General features: G+C 40.1%; 10 protein-coding genes. 5 read left to right on the top strand and 5 right to left on the bottom strand.

The window, feature by feature from the left end; genetic code table 11:
- Positions 1–298 precede the first annotated feature (298 nt).
- The 3 genes from C7972_RS22190 to C7972_RS22180 all read right to left on the bottom strand — a co-directional run bounded on the left by C7972_RS22190 (position 299) and on the right by C7972_RS22180 (position 7,234).
- Entirely contained in the window at positions 299–2,287 is a 1,989-nt protein-coding gene (locus tag C7972_RS22190) for a putative porin (RefSeq protein WP_110358356.1), read from the bottom strand.
- A 217-nt stretch (positions 2,288–2,504) separates the two neighbouring features.
- On the bottom strand, positions 2,505–3,956 hold the full coding sequence (locus C7972_RS22185) for a SusD/RagB family nutrient-binding outer membrane lipoprotein (RefSeq protein ID WP_110358355.1): 1,452 nt from the start codon (positions 3,954–3,956) through the stop codon (positions 2,505–2,507).
- A gap of 11 nt (positions 3,957–3,967) precedes the next feature.
- Positions 3,968–7,234: a SusC/RagA family TonB-linked outer membrane protein gene (locus C7972_RS22180; RefSeq protein WP_110358354.1), complete on the bottom strand. Its 3,267-nt coding sequence runs from the start codon at positions 7,232–7,234 to the stop codon at positions 3,968–3,970.
- A gap of 518 nt (positions 7,235–7,752) precedes the next feature.
- Here C7972_RS22180 and C7972_RS22175 point away from each other — a divergent pair.
- From C7972_RS22175 to C7972_RS22155, 4 genes are all read left to right on the top strand, one after another.
- Positions 7,753–8,349: a ribonuclease HII gene (locus tag C7972_RS22175; RefSeq protein ID WP_110358353.1), complete on the top strand. Its 597-nt coding sequence runs from the start codon at positions 7,753–7,755 to the stop codon at positions 8,347–8,349.
- Between the two features lie 29 nt (positions 8,350–8,378).
- On the top strand, positions 8,379–10,838 hold the full coding sequence (locus C7972_RS22170; protein ID WP_110358352.1) for a ribonuclease HII: 2,460 nt from the start codon (positions 8,379–8,381) through the stop codon (positions 10,836–10,838).
- 320 nt (positions 10,839–11,158) lie between these two features.
- Positions 11,159–12,499, top strand: coding sequence for an OmpA family protein (locus C7972_RS22160; protein ID WP_110358350.1), 1,341 nt, complete (start codon positions 11,159–11,161; stop codon positions 12,497–12,499).
- A gap of 31 nt (positions 12,500–12,530) precedes the next feature.
- A complete protein-coding gene (locus C7972_RS22155) occupies positions 12,531–13,202 on the top strand; it encodes a hypothetical protein (protein WP_110358349.1) in 672 nt (223 codons plus the stop codon).
- A 187-nt stretch (positions 13,203–13,389) separates the two neighbouring features.
- On the opposite strand, the gene lipB is transcribed toward C7972_RS22155, so the two are convergent.
- Positions 13,390–14,106, bottom strand: a complete 717-nt coding sequence (gene lipB / locus C7972_RS22150) for a lipoyl(octanoyl) transferase LipB (protein ID WP_110358348.1) — start codon at positions 14,104–14,106, stop codon at positions 13,390–13,392.
- Between the two features lie 43 nt (positions 14,107–14,149).
- Complete coding sequence (locus tag C7972_RS22145; RefSeq protein WP_110358361.1) at positions 14,150–14,305, bottom strand: YqaE/Pmp3 family membrane protein; 156 nt, start codon at positions 14,303–14,305, stop codon at positions 14,150–14,152.
- Between the two features lie 190 nt (positions 14,306–14,495).
- Between C7972_RS22145 and lysS the strand changes: the two genes are divergently transcribed.
- Positions 14,496–16,187 carry a lysine--tRNA ligase gene (gene lysS, locus C7972_RS22140; protein ID WP_110358347.1) on the top strand — a complete coding sequence of 564 codons (1,692 nt, stop codon included), beginning with the start codon at positions 14,496–14,498 and terminating at the stop codon, positions 16,185–16,187.
- Positions 16,188–16,357: the final 170 nt, after the last annotated feature.

Raw genomic sequence — 16,357 nt, 5'->3', positions numbered from 1 at the left:
TTATTTCGATTTATTTCTCTGCGCCACATCCCCGTTACCGGGTATGTGGCACGCTGTCTTTACAATATATCAATGAACTTGTTTCTCTTCTTTTCTACTCTCGCTCTTTCTCTAAGCGGGTGCAAATGTAGGATACTTTTTTCGTTTACGCAAAACCTTTTTCGGTTTATTTTTAAAAGATTTTTCAATTACGCTGTAACAAGCTGATTTGCAGATGAAATATTTATGTATTTTTTTTTACGTTCCAAGAACACCAAAAGACAATCCTTTCAAAAACCCGAATAATATAAACATTGTACTATGAAAAGAAATTCCAAACCAACCCAAATCGAATCACAAAATCCCTGTAAGGATAATTCGGAGCAGCATAAAAATTGTTGCCGGAAAATGAAGAATTGAAGTGTTCGGCCTTTAAGAATATCCTAGTTTGCTGCACCCTGGCATTAATAAAAAAGTCCAACATCGGGAAACCACCCAATTCCTCTTGGTTCTGCAAATAGAATTCCCCCAACACCGGATTATAGGCATCCGCGTTGTAGGCAGTAAAATATTTCAGGGTAACCCCTGTCTGAAAGTATAGCGCCTTTTTAAACCCGAAGTTCGAATAATACAAAGTATTTCTTGTAACCACTTGTGGTACGTTTAAAACATTATTGGCCTGGGAAACATCCTGATACATTACAGTATTATTGAGTGCAAAACCCTTCCATTTAAATTCCTTGGCATATTTGACCTTAAGAATATTAATGGTACCCCCCTCCTGAAACGGTTTAACAAATGCCTGCTCCCCACCTTCAACCACAGTTTCCGAAGGGTCGGAAGCAAAGTAGGTGTAATTGTCCAAAGAAGTGTATTTAGCCATTAAATTGCCAAAAACCTTGGAGTCCAGATCAAATTGAAAACCGTTATTGTTTATCTTATTAAAGTCGCCAGTATGTTGCCAGTTGTAATTACTGTAATCACTTTGATATAACAAGAAATTAAAATTGGGCATACGCGAAGATGAGTGCAAGGAAAATTTAAGCTTGTTGTTCTTGTTAATGTCGTAACTGGCGAAGGCGTCCAATAAATTCCCCGACAGATCCCCGGATATATTGACCTGTGCCGACCCATTCAACTGAAAACCACCGATCTTCTTTACGTATTTGGCCCCAGCAGAGATTTCATCGCCACTTAACTGGCTTTGAATAAGCTGGGTAGGCGTTTGCAAGACCGAATTAAAAAAATAGTTGTAATGGTAATGATTGATAAGCCCCGTCAATACCCCTAATGTCTTATTTGAAAATTGGGCATAGACCTGATTATAGGTCGTTTTTAAGCTAGCCTTATCCGATATACTGGAATCATAGCCATCCCCAAAATAGTCGTTTTGGGCGGTTTGTTTATATTGATAGTATTTGGTCTCATAAGTAAATTCATGTCCAAGCGCCAAAGCAGTTGTCCTAGTCTTGCCCGAATCTATCTTACTGCCAAACAAAATATACCGATGATCCAAATAATACCTTTTCCCCAATAGGCGGTTGGTTGCATTGGAAAAAAGCACATCCAATCTTGAACGGTCCTTAAAATCGGAATCCCCGGATTCAAATTGCAGTTCCTTATTGGACAATCCGCCATTTTCCTCTGCCAAGGAATTTTGAGCCGCGCCGTGCGCCCTTAAATTATAGCGTTTGTCCTTGGTCTCATAGTTGGCAGTCATCTTAAAATTCCCAGACTCAGCTTCACTATATTGATATTTGCCCAGAGACCTAAAACCCTTAAAACCTATTGAAAAATTTAATCTTTTAGAGGTATTAAAGGCCAACAATGCATCCAGAAGCTGTCCTTGCTCAAAGGTGGTTTTAAACATTAGGTCGCTCATTGGGGTTGCCACATTATAATAATCAACATCCCGGACTTCCATATAGTTATAGTGCTTCGCACTGGCACCCAACTTGGGATAGGTATCCTTTACATCAAAATTAACCCCCAATTTATTATAAGGTTGCCCGACATTGGCAAACGGCATCAACTCAAAATCGTCCTTCCGCAAAAAATTATATTTATACTCCTTCTGTATGGAAATCGTCGTATCCAAAAAGGTAGTATCCCTTTCATAACCAATGATCTTGTAATCCCTGATGGTCACATCCTGCCCCTTGTCCCCCTCCTTCTTTTTAGGCGGTAGATTTCCAACTTTACGCCCCATATTAGCCTCACCTGGGTTTCCTGGAGGGGCAACAGCATCTTCCTGTGCACTAATGGCCTGACTAAAAAACACTATTAAAAGTGCCAACAAATATCTCATGCTACAAACTTACGTCGACAAAGTTAATTTTTTTGTCCTTAATGAAATGTGAAAGTTTAAAAAACAGAAAAACAACATCTTATCTGCCATAGAAATGCCAATGCCAACAGCACCCAATGCACAGTACCTATCCTATTTTAAGAACAACAAACGAAAACGACAAAAAAAACCTGCAGGGGATACCTGCAGGTTCTTAGCCCTATCAAGAAGGAATATTCTAGTTCAAATCCCAGAACAATTTAGTCTCCGCCTCATCGCCGCCTATGGCAGCAGAAGCAGTTCCATAATTGGCTCCGTTTAAGGATTGTTCTATAATTGGATAGGTATATCTGTTTGGAAAACCTGAAACGGCATCAGTAGGAACTGCCATAGCCGGATAATCCAATAACCTGATGGATGTCCAAGCCTCCAAGCCTCTATTGTATAAGGCAATCCACTTTTGGGTTCCAATAACCTCTTTCCAAGGTGTGGTAGCCGTACTTGCCAAAATAGACAGGTCATAATCCACATTAGGCTGCGCCAAATAATCGGCCGCCTCTGTAGCAGTTCCTCCCCAATCCAGAATGGAGGCCGTTATAGCCGCATCATAATGTTCTTTGGGAGTTCCACCCACCTCAAATAACCTTGCCCGTGCTTCCGCCAATAAAAATCGCACCTCGGCATAATCCAAAATTATCCCAGGAAAAGTTGCTTCCTCCACTTGGGCAGAGACATGTGAATAAGTAGTATAACTGGATGTTTCCCCTATGTTACCTCCTTTGTAGGTACCGTCTTCGGTGGGAGTAAAATAAAGGGGTCTTCTTGGGTCGTCCAAAGCATTCATAACGTCGATGATCGTAGTGGCGGCAACAAAATCCTTTCTTCCGCTCAATACCAAATTATCGTGAATAGGGTTTGTATTGGGATCTGACCCCAAATAGGTATAGGATGCATTGTCTGCATTACTTGTAAACACCCCTGTTGCAACGGCACTCTCCACAGTGGACTTGGCAAATGCAGCATCCTTATCGGACAAAAGTATACCCATTCTCAATTTTAGGGAAGCAGCAAATTTCTTCCATTGTGCCACGTCACCTCCATATATTCTATCGGCACTACCAAAACTTCCTGTATTAACATCCAAAGCACTTATTGCAGCAGTCAATCTACCAATCAAATCCTTATAAATGGTTTCACCGTCATCATACTTCGGTAGCAGGTTGTTAATATCCAAAGCTTCTGAATAAGGAACATCCCCAAAGGTCTCTACCAGGATACTGTAGGTGTACACATTAAGAATTTCGATAATGGTCAGCTTGTTAGGTTTTAACTCTTCTAGTTCCGCCGTAAGATAGGTGGTTTCAGAAATAACCCTTTTTGCCTCATCCAAGTCCTTTAAAACATCTTTGTACAAAACACTCCAATGCTTTTCAGGAATAGTTCTGGTAACCTGATCATAGTTACTTTCGTCCGTATAGGTGGTTTCCTGTAAGTATTGTGCCCAAAGTTTAGTATTGTTATTGTTCACATTTAGATCCACCACTTGGTCTACCAAACTTTTCTGCGCTCCGGTGAATAAACTTTCGCCCGGCACGGCCAATGGATCCTTAATATTCTCGTTCAGACTCTCCAAATCACTGGAACAAGAAGCAAAAATCACGGCAGTAATTAATATTGCTAGTTTTTTCATTTTTATTTTTTTTAGAATTGTAATTTAAGATTGACACCAAGATCCCTTGTAGTTGGTAATGATCCAACGGAATAACCTTGAAGGTTACCGGCAGACAAACCACTTTCTGGATCTGCATGAGGCAAGTTTTTATCTATAATCCAAAGGTTTGATCCAATAACGCTTAAACTAGCATTGGTCAAGAATGTACTGGCCAACAATTTGCTTGGCAAATTATAAGTAAGTGCCACTTCACGTAATTTTACATAACTGGCATCATAAACAAATGCTTTATCCGGTAAACCTCTTCTATATCCAAGAGCTCCGAATCGGTCGGCCCTGATCCTAGAAGTGTTTGTTGTTCCATCAGGATTTACACCTTCATTGATAAATCCACCACCATCGGCCAAGGTATTCCTTACGGGATTACCCAGATCGTTAATAAAGACAGTCTCTGCATACAGACCTGTTGCAAGGCCGTAGTATTGATCCAAGGAGAATATGCTACCCCCTTGTTGAATATCGATCAAAAAGCTTAACGAGAAATTCTTGTAATTAAATTTATTGGAAATCCCCATCAACCAATCTGGATTGGTGTCTCCAATTTTTTGATCCGAAGTAGACGTTTTAATATACTGTCCATCCGCTGGATCAACTACCCTTTCACCATTTAGATAGGTGTAATCCGTTCCGTAAATTACTCCATAGGGCTGTCCTACTTCCGCATTAAGGGTTACACCTCCTTGGAAATCCCCCAATTGCAAGGTCTGGATTCCATCTTCCAATGATACCACCTCATTTTTATTCTTGGTCCAGTTGACCATGGCTGTCCAACTAAAGTTATCGGTCCTGACTGGATTTCCGGAAATGGAAAGCTCCACACCCTTGTTCTCAATTTCACCTGCATTCAATATCTTTTTTTCATAACCTGTGGCTCTAGACACCGGAACTCCAAAAATTTGATCAACAGAATTGGTCTGGTAATAAGCAAGATCAAAACTCAATCTATTACGTAAAAACTTCATTTCCAAACCAAGTTCAAAGCTTTCGGTTTTTTCGGGCTTCAAATTAGGATTCTTTTTCTCATTGTCAACAGAAGTACTTGGCGCCCCTGGTGGAATGTTCACGTTATAGGTATCGTATAGATAATCGAAAGGTGCACTGTTCCCCACTTCCGCATAGTTAGCCCTCAATTTACCAAAGGTTACAAAATCAGCATTCAAAAGATTGGTAAAAACGAAACTAGTGGCTACGGAAGGATAATAAAAAGTACTATTGTCCTCAGGCAATGTAGAAGAGTGATCCCTTCTTATGGTGGCATCCAAGAAAAGTATACTGTTGTAACCCAAAGATGCGCTGGCATAAATACCATCTATACCTACTTTTTCATCATTTTCAACCGGAAGTCCAAGTGGTCCTGTACTGTTCTGCAAAGAGTAAAGTCTTGGGACACTCAGCCCGCCACTCGTAGCAGAATAAATAGATTGAAATTCACTTCTTCTAATATTGGTACCCAATATCCCTTTCAAATTAAATTGATCGGAAAGGTCCTTTTGAAAATTAAACATGAAATCGTAGTTGGTCTCTGTAACTTCCAGATTTCTTCTTCCATAACCTGAATCCACGTTACCCCTGTTTCCTGCACTATCCGGAATACCAAATTCTGTTGGCACACTACCGTTGGCCCTTCTTTCCTCTTGTATCTCGGAATAGGTATCTGTCGCCGCTCTTGCAGTAAAGTTCAACCAATCCGTAAACTTATAATCCAAGGATACATTACCTATAAAACGATTTCTAGAATCGTTTTGGTAATTCTCGTAACGGGTCCAATATGGATTGTCCCAATAAATCGGTGCCGAACCGGCATCAGTACTTGCAGGGTTCCACGTTACGTTCCTTTTCGTATTAAAATAGATATCCTTTAAATCCTTAATATCCACGTTGGTCTGCCACCATTGCTTAAAATTACTGACAATGTTATCACTATAACCCGTAGAGTTACGGCCCAATGCCTTTGTATTGATATAATTGGCATATCCAGTAACCGTTAATCGATCCGTCAATTTAAAGGATCCACTCATGGAAAAATTGTGTTTTTTAATGGAACTGTTCGGCATTAAACCGCTCTGATCAAATTGGGTGTAATTCAATCTAAAAGAACCATCATCCTCATAAGACCTAGCAAAAGAAACCGAATTGGTCGTTGTAACCGGAGTCTCAAAAAATGTGATTGGCCCGTTCTTGGCATTTACCCATGGGGTAGCCGTTCTATAATTTGGAGAATCCGGATCCAAGGCATCCCACTGGTAGATCAACAGATTTGGGTCGAACCTTCCACCATAGGAAGCATCTTCTGTAAACGGTACGGTTAGATCGGCAACACCATCACCGGTAACATCCTGCATATTATAAAAATCATCCTCATCAGGCCCGTAATAAGGTCCATAACCTGCACCGTATTGGTTTTGGTACTTGGCAAATGTACTTTTATCTATGGAGCCTATTGTAATTCCAGAACTAACAGTAACCCCAATGCCTTGTGCATCCTTTCCTTTTTTGGTGGTTATCATGATAACCCCATTGGCTGCCCTTGAGCCATATAAGGCAGAAGCGGCCGCTCCCTTTAAAACGTTTACCGATTCAATATCATCAGGGTTGATATCAGAGGCGGTATTACCGTAATCATAATAGTTACCACTTGCCTCACCTTGATATTTGGAATTGGTATTCGTATTGTTTACCGGCACACCATCTATAACGAACAGCGCCTGGTTACTCCCGGTCAACGAGGCATTACCCCTAATCACCACATTGGTGGAACCCCCCAGGTTGTTATTTTTTTTGATCTGAATACCGGAAGCCTTTCCCGAAAGGGCATTTACAAAGTTTCCGCTCTTCACTGTATTCAAGTCCTCACCTTGAACCTCCTGTGTAGCATATCCCAAGGATTTTTTATCCCTTGAAATACCCAAGGCAGTAACTACTACCTCCTCCAAGGCCTGGGCATCCTCCTGCATAACAACATCGATTGTGGACGTTGCGCCTATTACTTTTGTAACACTCATTTGTCCAATATAACTGAACAATAAGGTTTGCCCTTCACTCCCTTGAATGGTATAATTACCATCAAAATCAGTTTGTGTTCCATTAGTGGTCCCTTCCACCAAAATGTTTACGCCAGGTAAGGCCAGACCCATTTGGTCGGTCACCGTACCAGAGATAGTTTTTTCCTGCGCGTAGGAAAAACTCATAATTAGCCCCATGATCGGAACTAAAATCCAAGTTAGTTTTGATTTCATTTACTTTTTTTTAAGAATTAGTCTGCCACAAACTTGTAAAAAATTCGTTAAAAAACCTAAGAAATTTAACAGAAGGATTACAATTTGTTAAACTTATGCCTATTATTATTTTTTTGTTAATATTTTAATGAATTAACAGCATTTAGTTTAAAGAATATTGCCAAATTCTTATATATTCTTAACCTAAGAAGATTCCTACTATGTGTGTTGTAGATACTTTAACAGTTTTAAATAACCCAATAAATCCTATATTGCCTTTTTAGCCCCTAGATATTTTCTTGTCCCTATTGTTCCGTGGTCACTTACCAACTTCCTTCATTCCAGAATTAGAACCCAATCCGGGACAATTCCATAACGTACTTAAGAATTTGTTTACAATGGGCATTCAACCCTTTTATAAATTTTTATATTTGACTTTCACAGAAGAAAAGCACTCACTTTTGTTGGGCTTGACTCACATGCAACTATCCAAATTCAGGAAGTATTTGCATACCCAAGAACAATAGAACCATGCATAAATGCTAAAAACTTTCTACAAATACGAACTGGAAGCAGGAACCGATGAAGCGGGTCGTGGTTGTTTGGCAGGACCCGTAACCGCTGCAGCCGTTATTTTACCAAAAGAGTTTTCGAACAGCACCCTTAACGACTCCAAAATTTTATCCCCTGCCAAAAGGGATTTACTTAGGCCAATAATAGAAACCAATGCCAGTAGTTTTGGAATTGCCCATGTTTTTCCAGATGAAATTGACAAAATAAACATTTTGAACGCTTCCTTTTTGGCCATGCACAAGGCCTTGGATCAATTAAACACGGCCCCCGAACTTATCATTGTAGACGGCAATAGATTTAATCCCTACAAAAACATCCCCCACGCCTGCATTATTAAAGGAGATGGAAAATACCTAAGCATTGCGGCCGCTTCCATCCTGGCAAAAACCTTCAGGGATGCCTACATGGAGAAAATCCACTTGGAATACCCCATGTACAATTGGATAAAAAACAAAGGCTATCCCACCAAGGAACACAGGGCGGCCATACGGAAGTACGGTATTACCAAATATCATCGAAAAACTTTTAGACAATTACCCGATCAATTAAAACTAGACGTTTAAAAATCCTAAATTTGTTGAAAGATTTATTTATGAAAATCAAATTATTTGCGGTACTCTTCTTAATATTGACCGGATGCTCGAAACAAAGCCCCAAAACCTCCCCAATACTCTATTACGTTCCCCAGAATAGTGCCATTATTATAAAAATAAATGACAAGCCCTCTTTTTCCAGTGAACTGGAGAACAGCGACCTTCTTAAGACCTTGTCCGCTACGACCTCCTATAACGCCATTCAGGAAAAGCTGAAAGCACTGAAATATATCCAACCCAATGGAGAGAGTATTTTGGCCTTTGTGGAATTGGGAAAGGCAAATTTTGAATTGTTATTGATTGCCGAAAACAGTGATGACCTTTTTCAAATTGCCGAAGGAAGCAATAACGTAATTGAAAACGTAGGTTATGAGGGAAAGAACTTTGACAGCTACAGTGTGGACGGGGCAAATTTCTTTTCAACGGTTTTAGACGACAAAATTATAGTTAGTACCGCCCAAATGTTGATCGAAAATATTTTGCGCAATGAACAGGATTTAACGGCAGACGAATCCTTAAATAAATTGTATCAGATTGCCAATAACCAGAGCAGTGCCAATATTTTCATAAACACCAATAAAAGTAATTCCTTGCTCAACCACATTATGTCCGATGGGCATCAAATCGACATTTCCAAATTTACGGACTGGATATCCCTGGATTTTAACACCAATAAGGACCACCTAAAACTCAATGGCATTAGCATGGCCAACGATTCTATCATAAACTTTAGTAATCTTTTTAAAAACAGCCATGCCCTAACGCCAAAGACACCAACTCTGGCCCCAATGAACTCGGATGCCATTTTGGCCTTTACTTTTGACAATTATAAAGACTTTGCGTTAAACCAAAAAAAATATTTGGACCGTTCCACAGTTATAGACACTACCTTTAAGGCAGTGGAAGAAATTGGATTCGTGTATCTGAACAATGAAAAGGCCGCAATTCTCCACACCTACGGCTCCGAAAATATCCTTAACTACCTGGATAAATTGGAGAAAACTTCAGAAGAATACCAAGGCAATGAAATTGTTGGACTCTCCAAGTCCGACTTCCTTAATCATTATTTCAACCCACTAGTACAGGATTTTGAAGCAAATTATTATACGATCATAGAAAATGCTTTTGTGTTCTCCCCTACTCCGGAGACCTTAAAGACCATCATTGGTAATTTTAAAAATGTTTCCACTTTTGAAAAAACATCTGTTTACAAAACAGCAAAAGAGCAATTGGCAGACGAATCCTCTATGCTCTTTGTCTCCAACGCCAAGGGTATTGAATATTTTTTGGACCAATACATAGTCAAGGACATCGCTAAAAATATTAAAACCAAGGAATTAACAGAATATTCCTTTGCCGCGCAAATGGTAGCGGACGATAATTTTCATCATACCAATATACTTTTTCAAAAAATCGCCCACGAAACTACCCTCAACAAAACCATTCCCTATTTCACCCTACAGTTGGATACAGAAATCGTGACACCTCCCCAATTTGTAAAAAACCATAGGACCAACAAGGAAGAAATTATAGTTCAGGACCAGGACAACAATCTCTATCTAATTTCTACGGACGGTAAGGTAATTTGGAAAAAACAACTAAGTGGTAGGATCCAAGGACGTGTAGAACAGGTAGACCTATACAAAAATGGAAGATTGCAACTCGCATTCACTACGGACAATCAGTTTATGATAGTAGACAGAAATGGTAAGGATGTGCCCCCCTTTACCTTCACCTACGAAGGAGGCAACTTAAACCCCTTGGCTGTATTTGATTACGACCGTAGAAAGGATTACCGGTTTTTGGTAACACAGGGAACAAAAATATTTATGTACAATAGCTCGGGACAAATTGTAAAGGGCTTTAAGTACACGAAGTCGGCAAATCCCATCCTGGGCACACCCAAACATTTTAGGGTAGGCAAAAAAGATTATTTGGTCATGAAACAGGAAGGCGGAGAACTAAAAATATTGTCCAGAACCGGTGATACACGGGTTAATGTCTCGAACAAAATTAGCTTTTCCGATAATGAAATACTGCTACATAAAAACAAGTTTACCGTTACTGACACCAAAGGACGTCTTTTCCAAATAGACGAAAATGGCAAAACAAATGCAGCCAACCTAAACCTGCTCCCCGACCACGGTTTGGATGCCACAAGTAATACCCTGGCCATTATGAACGACAATGTGCTGACCATAAGGAGCAAAAAGGTGGAGTTGGAGCTTGGGGTATATTCAAAACCCAAGATTTTCTATTTAAACGACAAGATATATATCAGCGTTACGGATATACAGAACCAAAAAATCTATCTTTTCGATAGTCAGGCAGAAGCTATTTCCAACTTTCCCGTACCCGGCAATTCCAGTATCGATCTAATTGATATGGACAACGATCATAAGCTGGAGCTTGTTGCAAAGGATCAGGATAACTCCATAATAGTTTATAAAATAAATTAGGAAAAACACATCATTTAAATTTTCCTGACAATTGATAAAAAGGCAAGAATTTTCTGCTTTTTTTAATCTTAAAAATAATACTCAATTTCCCCATTAATCCTACATTTTTAGGCTTATCAATGCCTAGTGGCATTTCTTTTTTTACAAATATTTCCGATGTAAATGTTAAACATTGGTTGTAACACACCATTAATACATAAAAACATGCAAGATATACACCTATCTCTGCACAAGCCCGAAATTTTGTTAAATTTAGTTGGTTTATCGACCTAAAGTTGATTGAGTCAAAAACACTACGAGAACATAAAAAACGAAAGATTATGAATCCCTTAAAGGCATTCCCCAAAACAATTCCAGCTATTCTATTGGTTTTCTTTTTTTCCGCCTCCCTACAAGGCCAAATCTTGAAAAAATTGGGCAAACGTGCAGAAAGAGCCGTGGAGCGGACCGTAGAAAACCGTGTAGATAGGGAAGCTTCAAAAAAAACAGATGCCGTATTGGACAGTATATTGGAACCTGGCTCTAAAAAACCAACTTCCAACCCACAAATAGACAGCCCATTACCTCCTTCGGACCAAGGCAATCACGGAAATACCGGCGACAACTCGGGCAACGGAACCAAGGTTGCCCAGGGTACTGCCAAGACAATCCAAGTATATAGTAAATTTGACTATGTCCCCGGAGACAAACCTCTATTTTTCGATGACTTTTCCAACGATTTTATTGGTGACTTCCCTTCCAAATGGGATACGAACGGGAGTGGGGAAGTGGTAACGATCAATGAGTCTTCCGAAAAATGGTTGGAATTCTTGCCGGGATGGAATACCTATTACATTCCTATTGCTCCCAAACTTCCTGAAGATTATACCATTGAATTTGATTTGTTGACCTCTGGACTGGATCAGAAAACTTCCTCTACAGCAGGTATAAGCTTAACCCTCAGTGATGACCCAAAATTCAAGGCAGGCCAGTATTACGGTTATGTATGGTTCCCTGTAGGACAATATGGCGCCTTCAATATAAGGGTAAAGAACTTCGATAAAGTAGCGGGAAGTGAGATAAACAATGCCATTAGGGCCGATATAAGGGACGAAGTACTAAATAGACCCCATATATCCATTGCCGTTAATGGTCAGAGATTCAGGGTCTGGGTCAATGAGCATAAATACGTTGATATTCCAAAATTTATCCCTTTGGGAGAACATATTTCTTCCTTAAAATTTAATGTCAACAATTTAAAAGATGGAAAGGAACGAATATTTATCACCAATTTAAAAGTGGCCGAAGGAGGGGTAGACCTCAGACGCAAATTGATTGCCGAGGGGGAAGTTTCCACCAATGGCATTCTGTTCGATTCCGGCTCGGCCAACATCCAACCTCAATCCATGGGGATCATACGACAAATTTCGCAAGTTTTGCAGGAAGAAAAAGGAATGAACCTTATGATAGTTGGACATACGGACGCAGATGGATCCGGTGATGCCAATTTAAGCCTATCCCAAAAACGAGCTGCTGCGGTAAAAAATGCCCTAGTAAATGTTTATGGCATTACAGACGGCCGTTTACAAACCCAGGGCAAGGGAGAAAGCGAACCCATTGGGGACAATAATACTCCAGATGGCAAAGCCCAGAACAGGCGTGTCGTATTCAAAAAAATATAACTTAAAAAAATATTCAATCTAAATAATAAATATGAGAACACTTGCCTTAGTTTATAGTTTTTTTCTTGTAGCCACTACAACTTTTTCACAGGAATGTAGCAAATACTTCCCAATGGATGAGGGTACCAAATTCCAAATTACCAATTATGACAAGAAAGATAAAGTGTCAGGAGTATTGGATTACGTGGTTAAGGAATTTGTTGGCAATACAGCTACCTTATATTACGAAATGCACGATGAAAAAGGCAAAATGATTTTGAGTTCGGATTATGGAGTTACTTGTACGAATGAGGGGATTAAAGTAGATTTTAGTTCCATGATGTCGCCCGAAGTAATGGGGCAATACAAGGATTTGGAAGTGGAAATGACCGGAACCGATCTTTTATACCCCAATAACCTCAATACCGGACAGTCACTACCCGATGCCGATGTATTGATGACGGTTAAGATGCCTCCCCTTAATATGAAAATGAATATGAATTTTTTCAACAGAAAAGTAGAAGGCAACGAATCCATAACCACCCCGGCCGGCACTTTTGATTGCTATGTAATTACCTTTGATACGGAGGCCAAAATGGGTGTTAAGATGACGAACAGCAATAAGTTGTGGCTGGCTGAAGGTTACGGCATGGTACAGCAGGAAACCTACAATAAAAAAGGTAGCCTAATAAGCAAGAGTGTGCTTACCTCTTTTGAAGATTAAGTTAAAACAATAATGGAATCAAGTACTTTTCCCGGGGTTTAGCTAGGGACAAGGTTATTTATGGAATTGAATACATTTACACGTATTAGCCAGATTAGCTTTAAGACAACTGTAATCTAGTTCCCCAATAGCTCTAAACATAAAGGAGTTTACTCTTAAGACAGTATCCTGCGACAAACACCGAGACTTACACTTCGGCTTTTTGTTCTATAATCCCTGCTTCAAAAAGTGTTGCAAAATGTCCAAGAAGCCTTTGCTTCACCTCGGCCATATCCACTTCCCGTACGCCAAGCTCCACATTTAAGGAAGTAACGGCCTTCCCTTTGATACCACAGGGAATCATCAAGTCGAAATAGCCCAAATCCACATTTACGTTCAAGGCAAATCCGTGCATGGTAACCCATCGACTGGCCCGCACCCCCATGGCACATATTTTTCGTGCAAACGGTGTACCCACATCCAACCAAACACCTGTTTCCCCTTTAGATCGCTCCGCTTTAAGTCCATAGTCAGCCAAGGTCAAAATAACCATCTCCTCCAAAAGCCTCAGGTATTTATGAATATCTGTAAAAAAATTATCGAGGTCCAGGATAGGATAACCAACAATCTGTCCCGGGCCATGATAGGTTATATCCCCGCCCCGGTTTATCTTGTAAAATTGGGCACCTTTTTCATTAAGTACATTTTCATCCACCAACAGATTTTGCAGGTCACCACTTTTTCCCAAAGTGTAGACATGCGGATGCTCTACAAACAAGAAATGATTGGGTGTTTCCAAGTGGGAACCCTCCCTCCTATTCCTTATTTTTAAATCGATAATAGATTTGAACAATTGTTCCTGGTAATCCCAAGTATCCTTGTAATCCTTACATCCCAAATCTTCTAAGAGAATACTTTTATTCATGTGGCAAAGATACAAACTCTCCCCATAAACCAAACCACAAAACCTAGCTTGGATTGTTAAGAATGACCAATGCAGCAATTACACCGGGTACCCATCCACATAGAGTAAGCAGAAAAACTATTACAAAGGAACCGCACCCCTTGCCTATTACGGCCAGGGGTGGGAAAATAATGGCCAATATGACCCTAAAACAGCCCATGGTTATTTCGATTTTTGATTGATGAAGTCCCATAACGGGACAAGTATACCAATAAGACTAAAAAACGAACATTTTGTTACAATAAATTGGGAATAATTTGAATATGCTATTTTGAAAACGATCAATTCTGATTTTAGGATTGATAGATTAATGCAGAGTACCTATATTTGCAGCCTTAATTTATAAGAATATGCAGCTTTCGGAACAAGAAGTGATTAGAAGGGAGAAACTTGGCAAGCTAAGGGAATTGGGCATCGATCCCTATCCCGCGGCTCTATACCCAGTAGATAGCACTTCTAGAAATGCCAAGGAAAATTATGAAGAAGGTAAAAAGGTAGTGCTTTCCGGAAGACTTATGTCCAGAAGAATCCAAGGCAAGGCTTCCTTTGCCGAACTACAGGATAGCGAAGGCCGTATACAGGTCTATTTTAATAGGGACGAAATTTGCACTGGAGAAGATAAAACCCTGTACAACGATGTATATAAAAAATTGTTGGATATTGGCGATATTATAGGGATAGAAGGGGAACTTTTCACCACACAGGTTGGCGAGAAAACCGTCATGGTCAGGAATTTTACTTTGCTAAGTAAATCCTTGCGTCCCTTGCCCTTGCCCAAGGTAGATGCCGACGGAAAAGTTTACGATGAATTTAACGACCCTGAATTGCGCTATCGTCAGCGATACGTGGATTTGGTAGTAAACCCAAGCGTTAAGAAAAACTTTATTAAGCGTACTAAAATAACCAATAGTATGCGCCAGTTTTTTAACGATGCCGGCTATTTGGAGGTCGAGACCCCAATACTACAACCCATTCCTGGAGGCGCCGCTGCCCGTCCGTTTATGACGCACCACAATGCACTTAATATTCCTTTATACCTAAGGGTAGCCAATGAGCTATATCTAAAGAGACTGATTGTTGGTGGCTTTGATGGCGTTTATGAATTTGCCAAGGACTTTAGGAACGAAGGCATGGATCGCACCCATAATCCTGAGTTTACGGTCATGGAACTTTATGTGGCCTACAAGGATTACAATTGGATGATGGACATGACCGAAAAACTTTTGGAAAAAGTAGCCATCGATTCCAACGGCACTTCCAAAGTAACCGTTGGCAAAAATGAGATCGAATTTAAGGCCCCTTACCCTAGGGTCCCTATTCTGGAGGCTATAAAAATACATACCGGTTTTGATGTTGCCGGGATGGACGAGGTGGAACTCAAGGAAGTTGCCAAAAAACTAAATATTGAGGTAGATGATAGTATGGGTGTTGGCAAGCTCATAGATGAAATTTTCGGTGAAAAATGTGAACATCACTACATACAGCCTACCTTTATCACGGATTACCCCAAGGAAATGAGTCCTTTGTGCAAGGAGCACAGGGACAATCCCGCATTAACCGAACGCTTTGAACTCATGGTAAACGGTAAGGAATTGGCCAATGCCTATTCCGAGCTGAACGACCCCATTGACCAACGGGAAAGGTTTGAGGAACAACTTCAACTTTCAGAAAAAGGCGACGACGAGGCCATGTTCATTGATCAGGATTTTCTGAGGGCCTTGGAATACGGAATGCCACCTACAAGTGGTATTGGCATAGGTATTGATCGCTTGGTTATGCTAATGACCAACAACGCTTCTATTCAGGAAGTTCTGTTCTTCCCTCAAATGAGACCAGAAAAGAAACAACTGGAACTTAGCGAGGAAGAAAAAGAGATACTTGCCTTATTAAAACCAGAAGGCAAACTAGCGTTGGACGAACTTAAGACAAAAGCGGGACTAAGCGGCAAAAAATGGGATAAATCCATGAAGGCCCTTTCCAAGCACGAGTTGATCAAGGTTGCCACCGAAGGCGAAATTAAAGTGGTTCTTTTAAAGAAATAATCTCCAAGGAATTCAATACAAAATTCCAAAATTGTTTTAAGTGATTCTATTCTTGGGATAGAATCACTTAAATCCTTATCCCTTTTAACCATCCTCCCCTCTCGGGACAATAATTGTGGTTGACAAAGCCTTTGCAATTTCATATTTTTATAAGCACATTGTTCCAATGT

The sequence above is a fragment of the Arenibacter sp. ARW7G5Y1 genome (assembly GCF_003201775.1).
Lineage (GTDB): Bacteria > Bacteroidota > Bacteroidia > Flavobacteriales > Flavobacteriaceae > Arenibacter.
The sequence above is the reverse complement of the archived record's forward strand: the minus strand, read 5'-3'. Positions and strand labels throughout refer to the sequence as shown.

Excerpts from the sequence above, each read along its gene's own strand:
- lysS (WP_110358347.1), top strand. The coding sequence starts at position 14,496 with ATGCAGCTTTCGGAACAAGAAGTGATTAGAAGGGAGAAACTTGGCAAG.
- C7972_RS22170 (WP_110358352.1), top strand. The coding sequence starts at position 8,379 with ATGAAAATCAAATTATTTGCGGTACTCTTCTTAATATTGACCGGATGC.
- C7972_RS22160 (WP_110358350.1), top strand. The coding sequence starts at position 11,159 with ATGAATCCCTTAAAGGCATTCCCCAAAACAATTCCAGCTATTCTATTG.
- C7972_RS22180 (WP_110358354.1), bottom strand. The coding sequence starts at position 7,234 with ATGAAATCAAAACTAACTTGGATTTTAGTTCCGATCATGGGGCTAATT.
- C7972_RS22185 (WP_110358355.1), bottom strand. The coding sequence starts at position 3,956 with ATGAAAAAACTAGCAATATTAATTACTGCCGTGATTTTTGCTTCTTGT.
- lipB (WP_110358348.1), bottom strand. The coding sequence starts at position 14,106 with ATGAATAAAAGTATTCTCTTAGAAGATTTGGGATGTAAGGATTACAAG.
- C7972_RS22175 (WP_110358353.1), top strand. The coding sequence starts at position 7,753 with ATGCTAAAAACTTTCTACAAATACGAACTGGAAGCAGGAACCGATGAA.
- C7972_RS22155 (WP_110358349.1), top strand. The coding sequence starts at position 12,531 with ATGAGAACACTTGCCTTAGTTTATAGTTTTTTTCTTGTAGCCACTACA.
- C7972_RS22145 (WP_110358361.1), bottom strand. The coding sequence starts at position 14,305 with ATGGGCTGTTTTAGGGTCATATTGGCCATTATTTTCCCACCCCTGGCC.
- C7972_RS22190 (WP_110358356.1), bottom strand. The coding sequence starts at position 2,287 with ATGAGATATTTGTTGGCACTTTTAATAGTGTTTTTTAGTCAGGCCATT.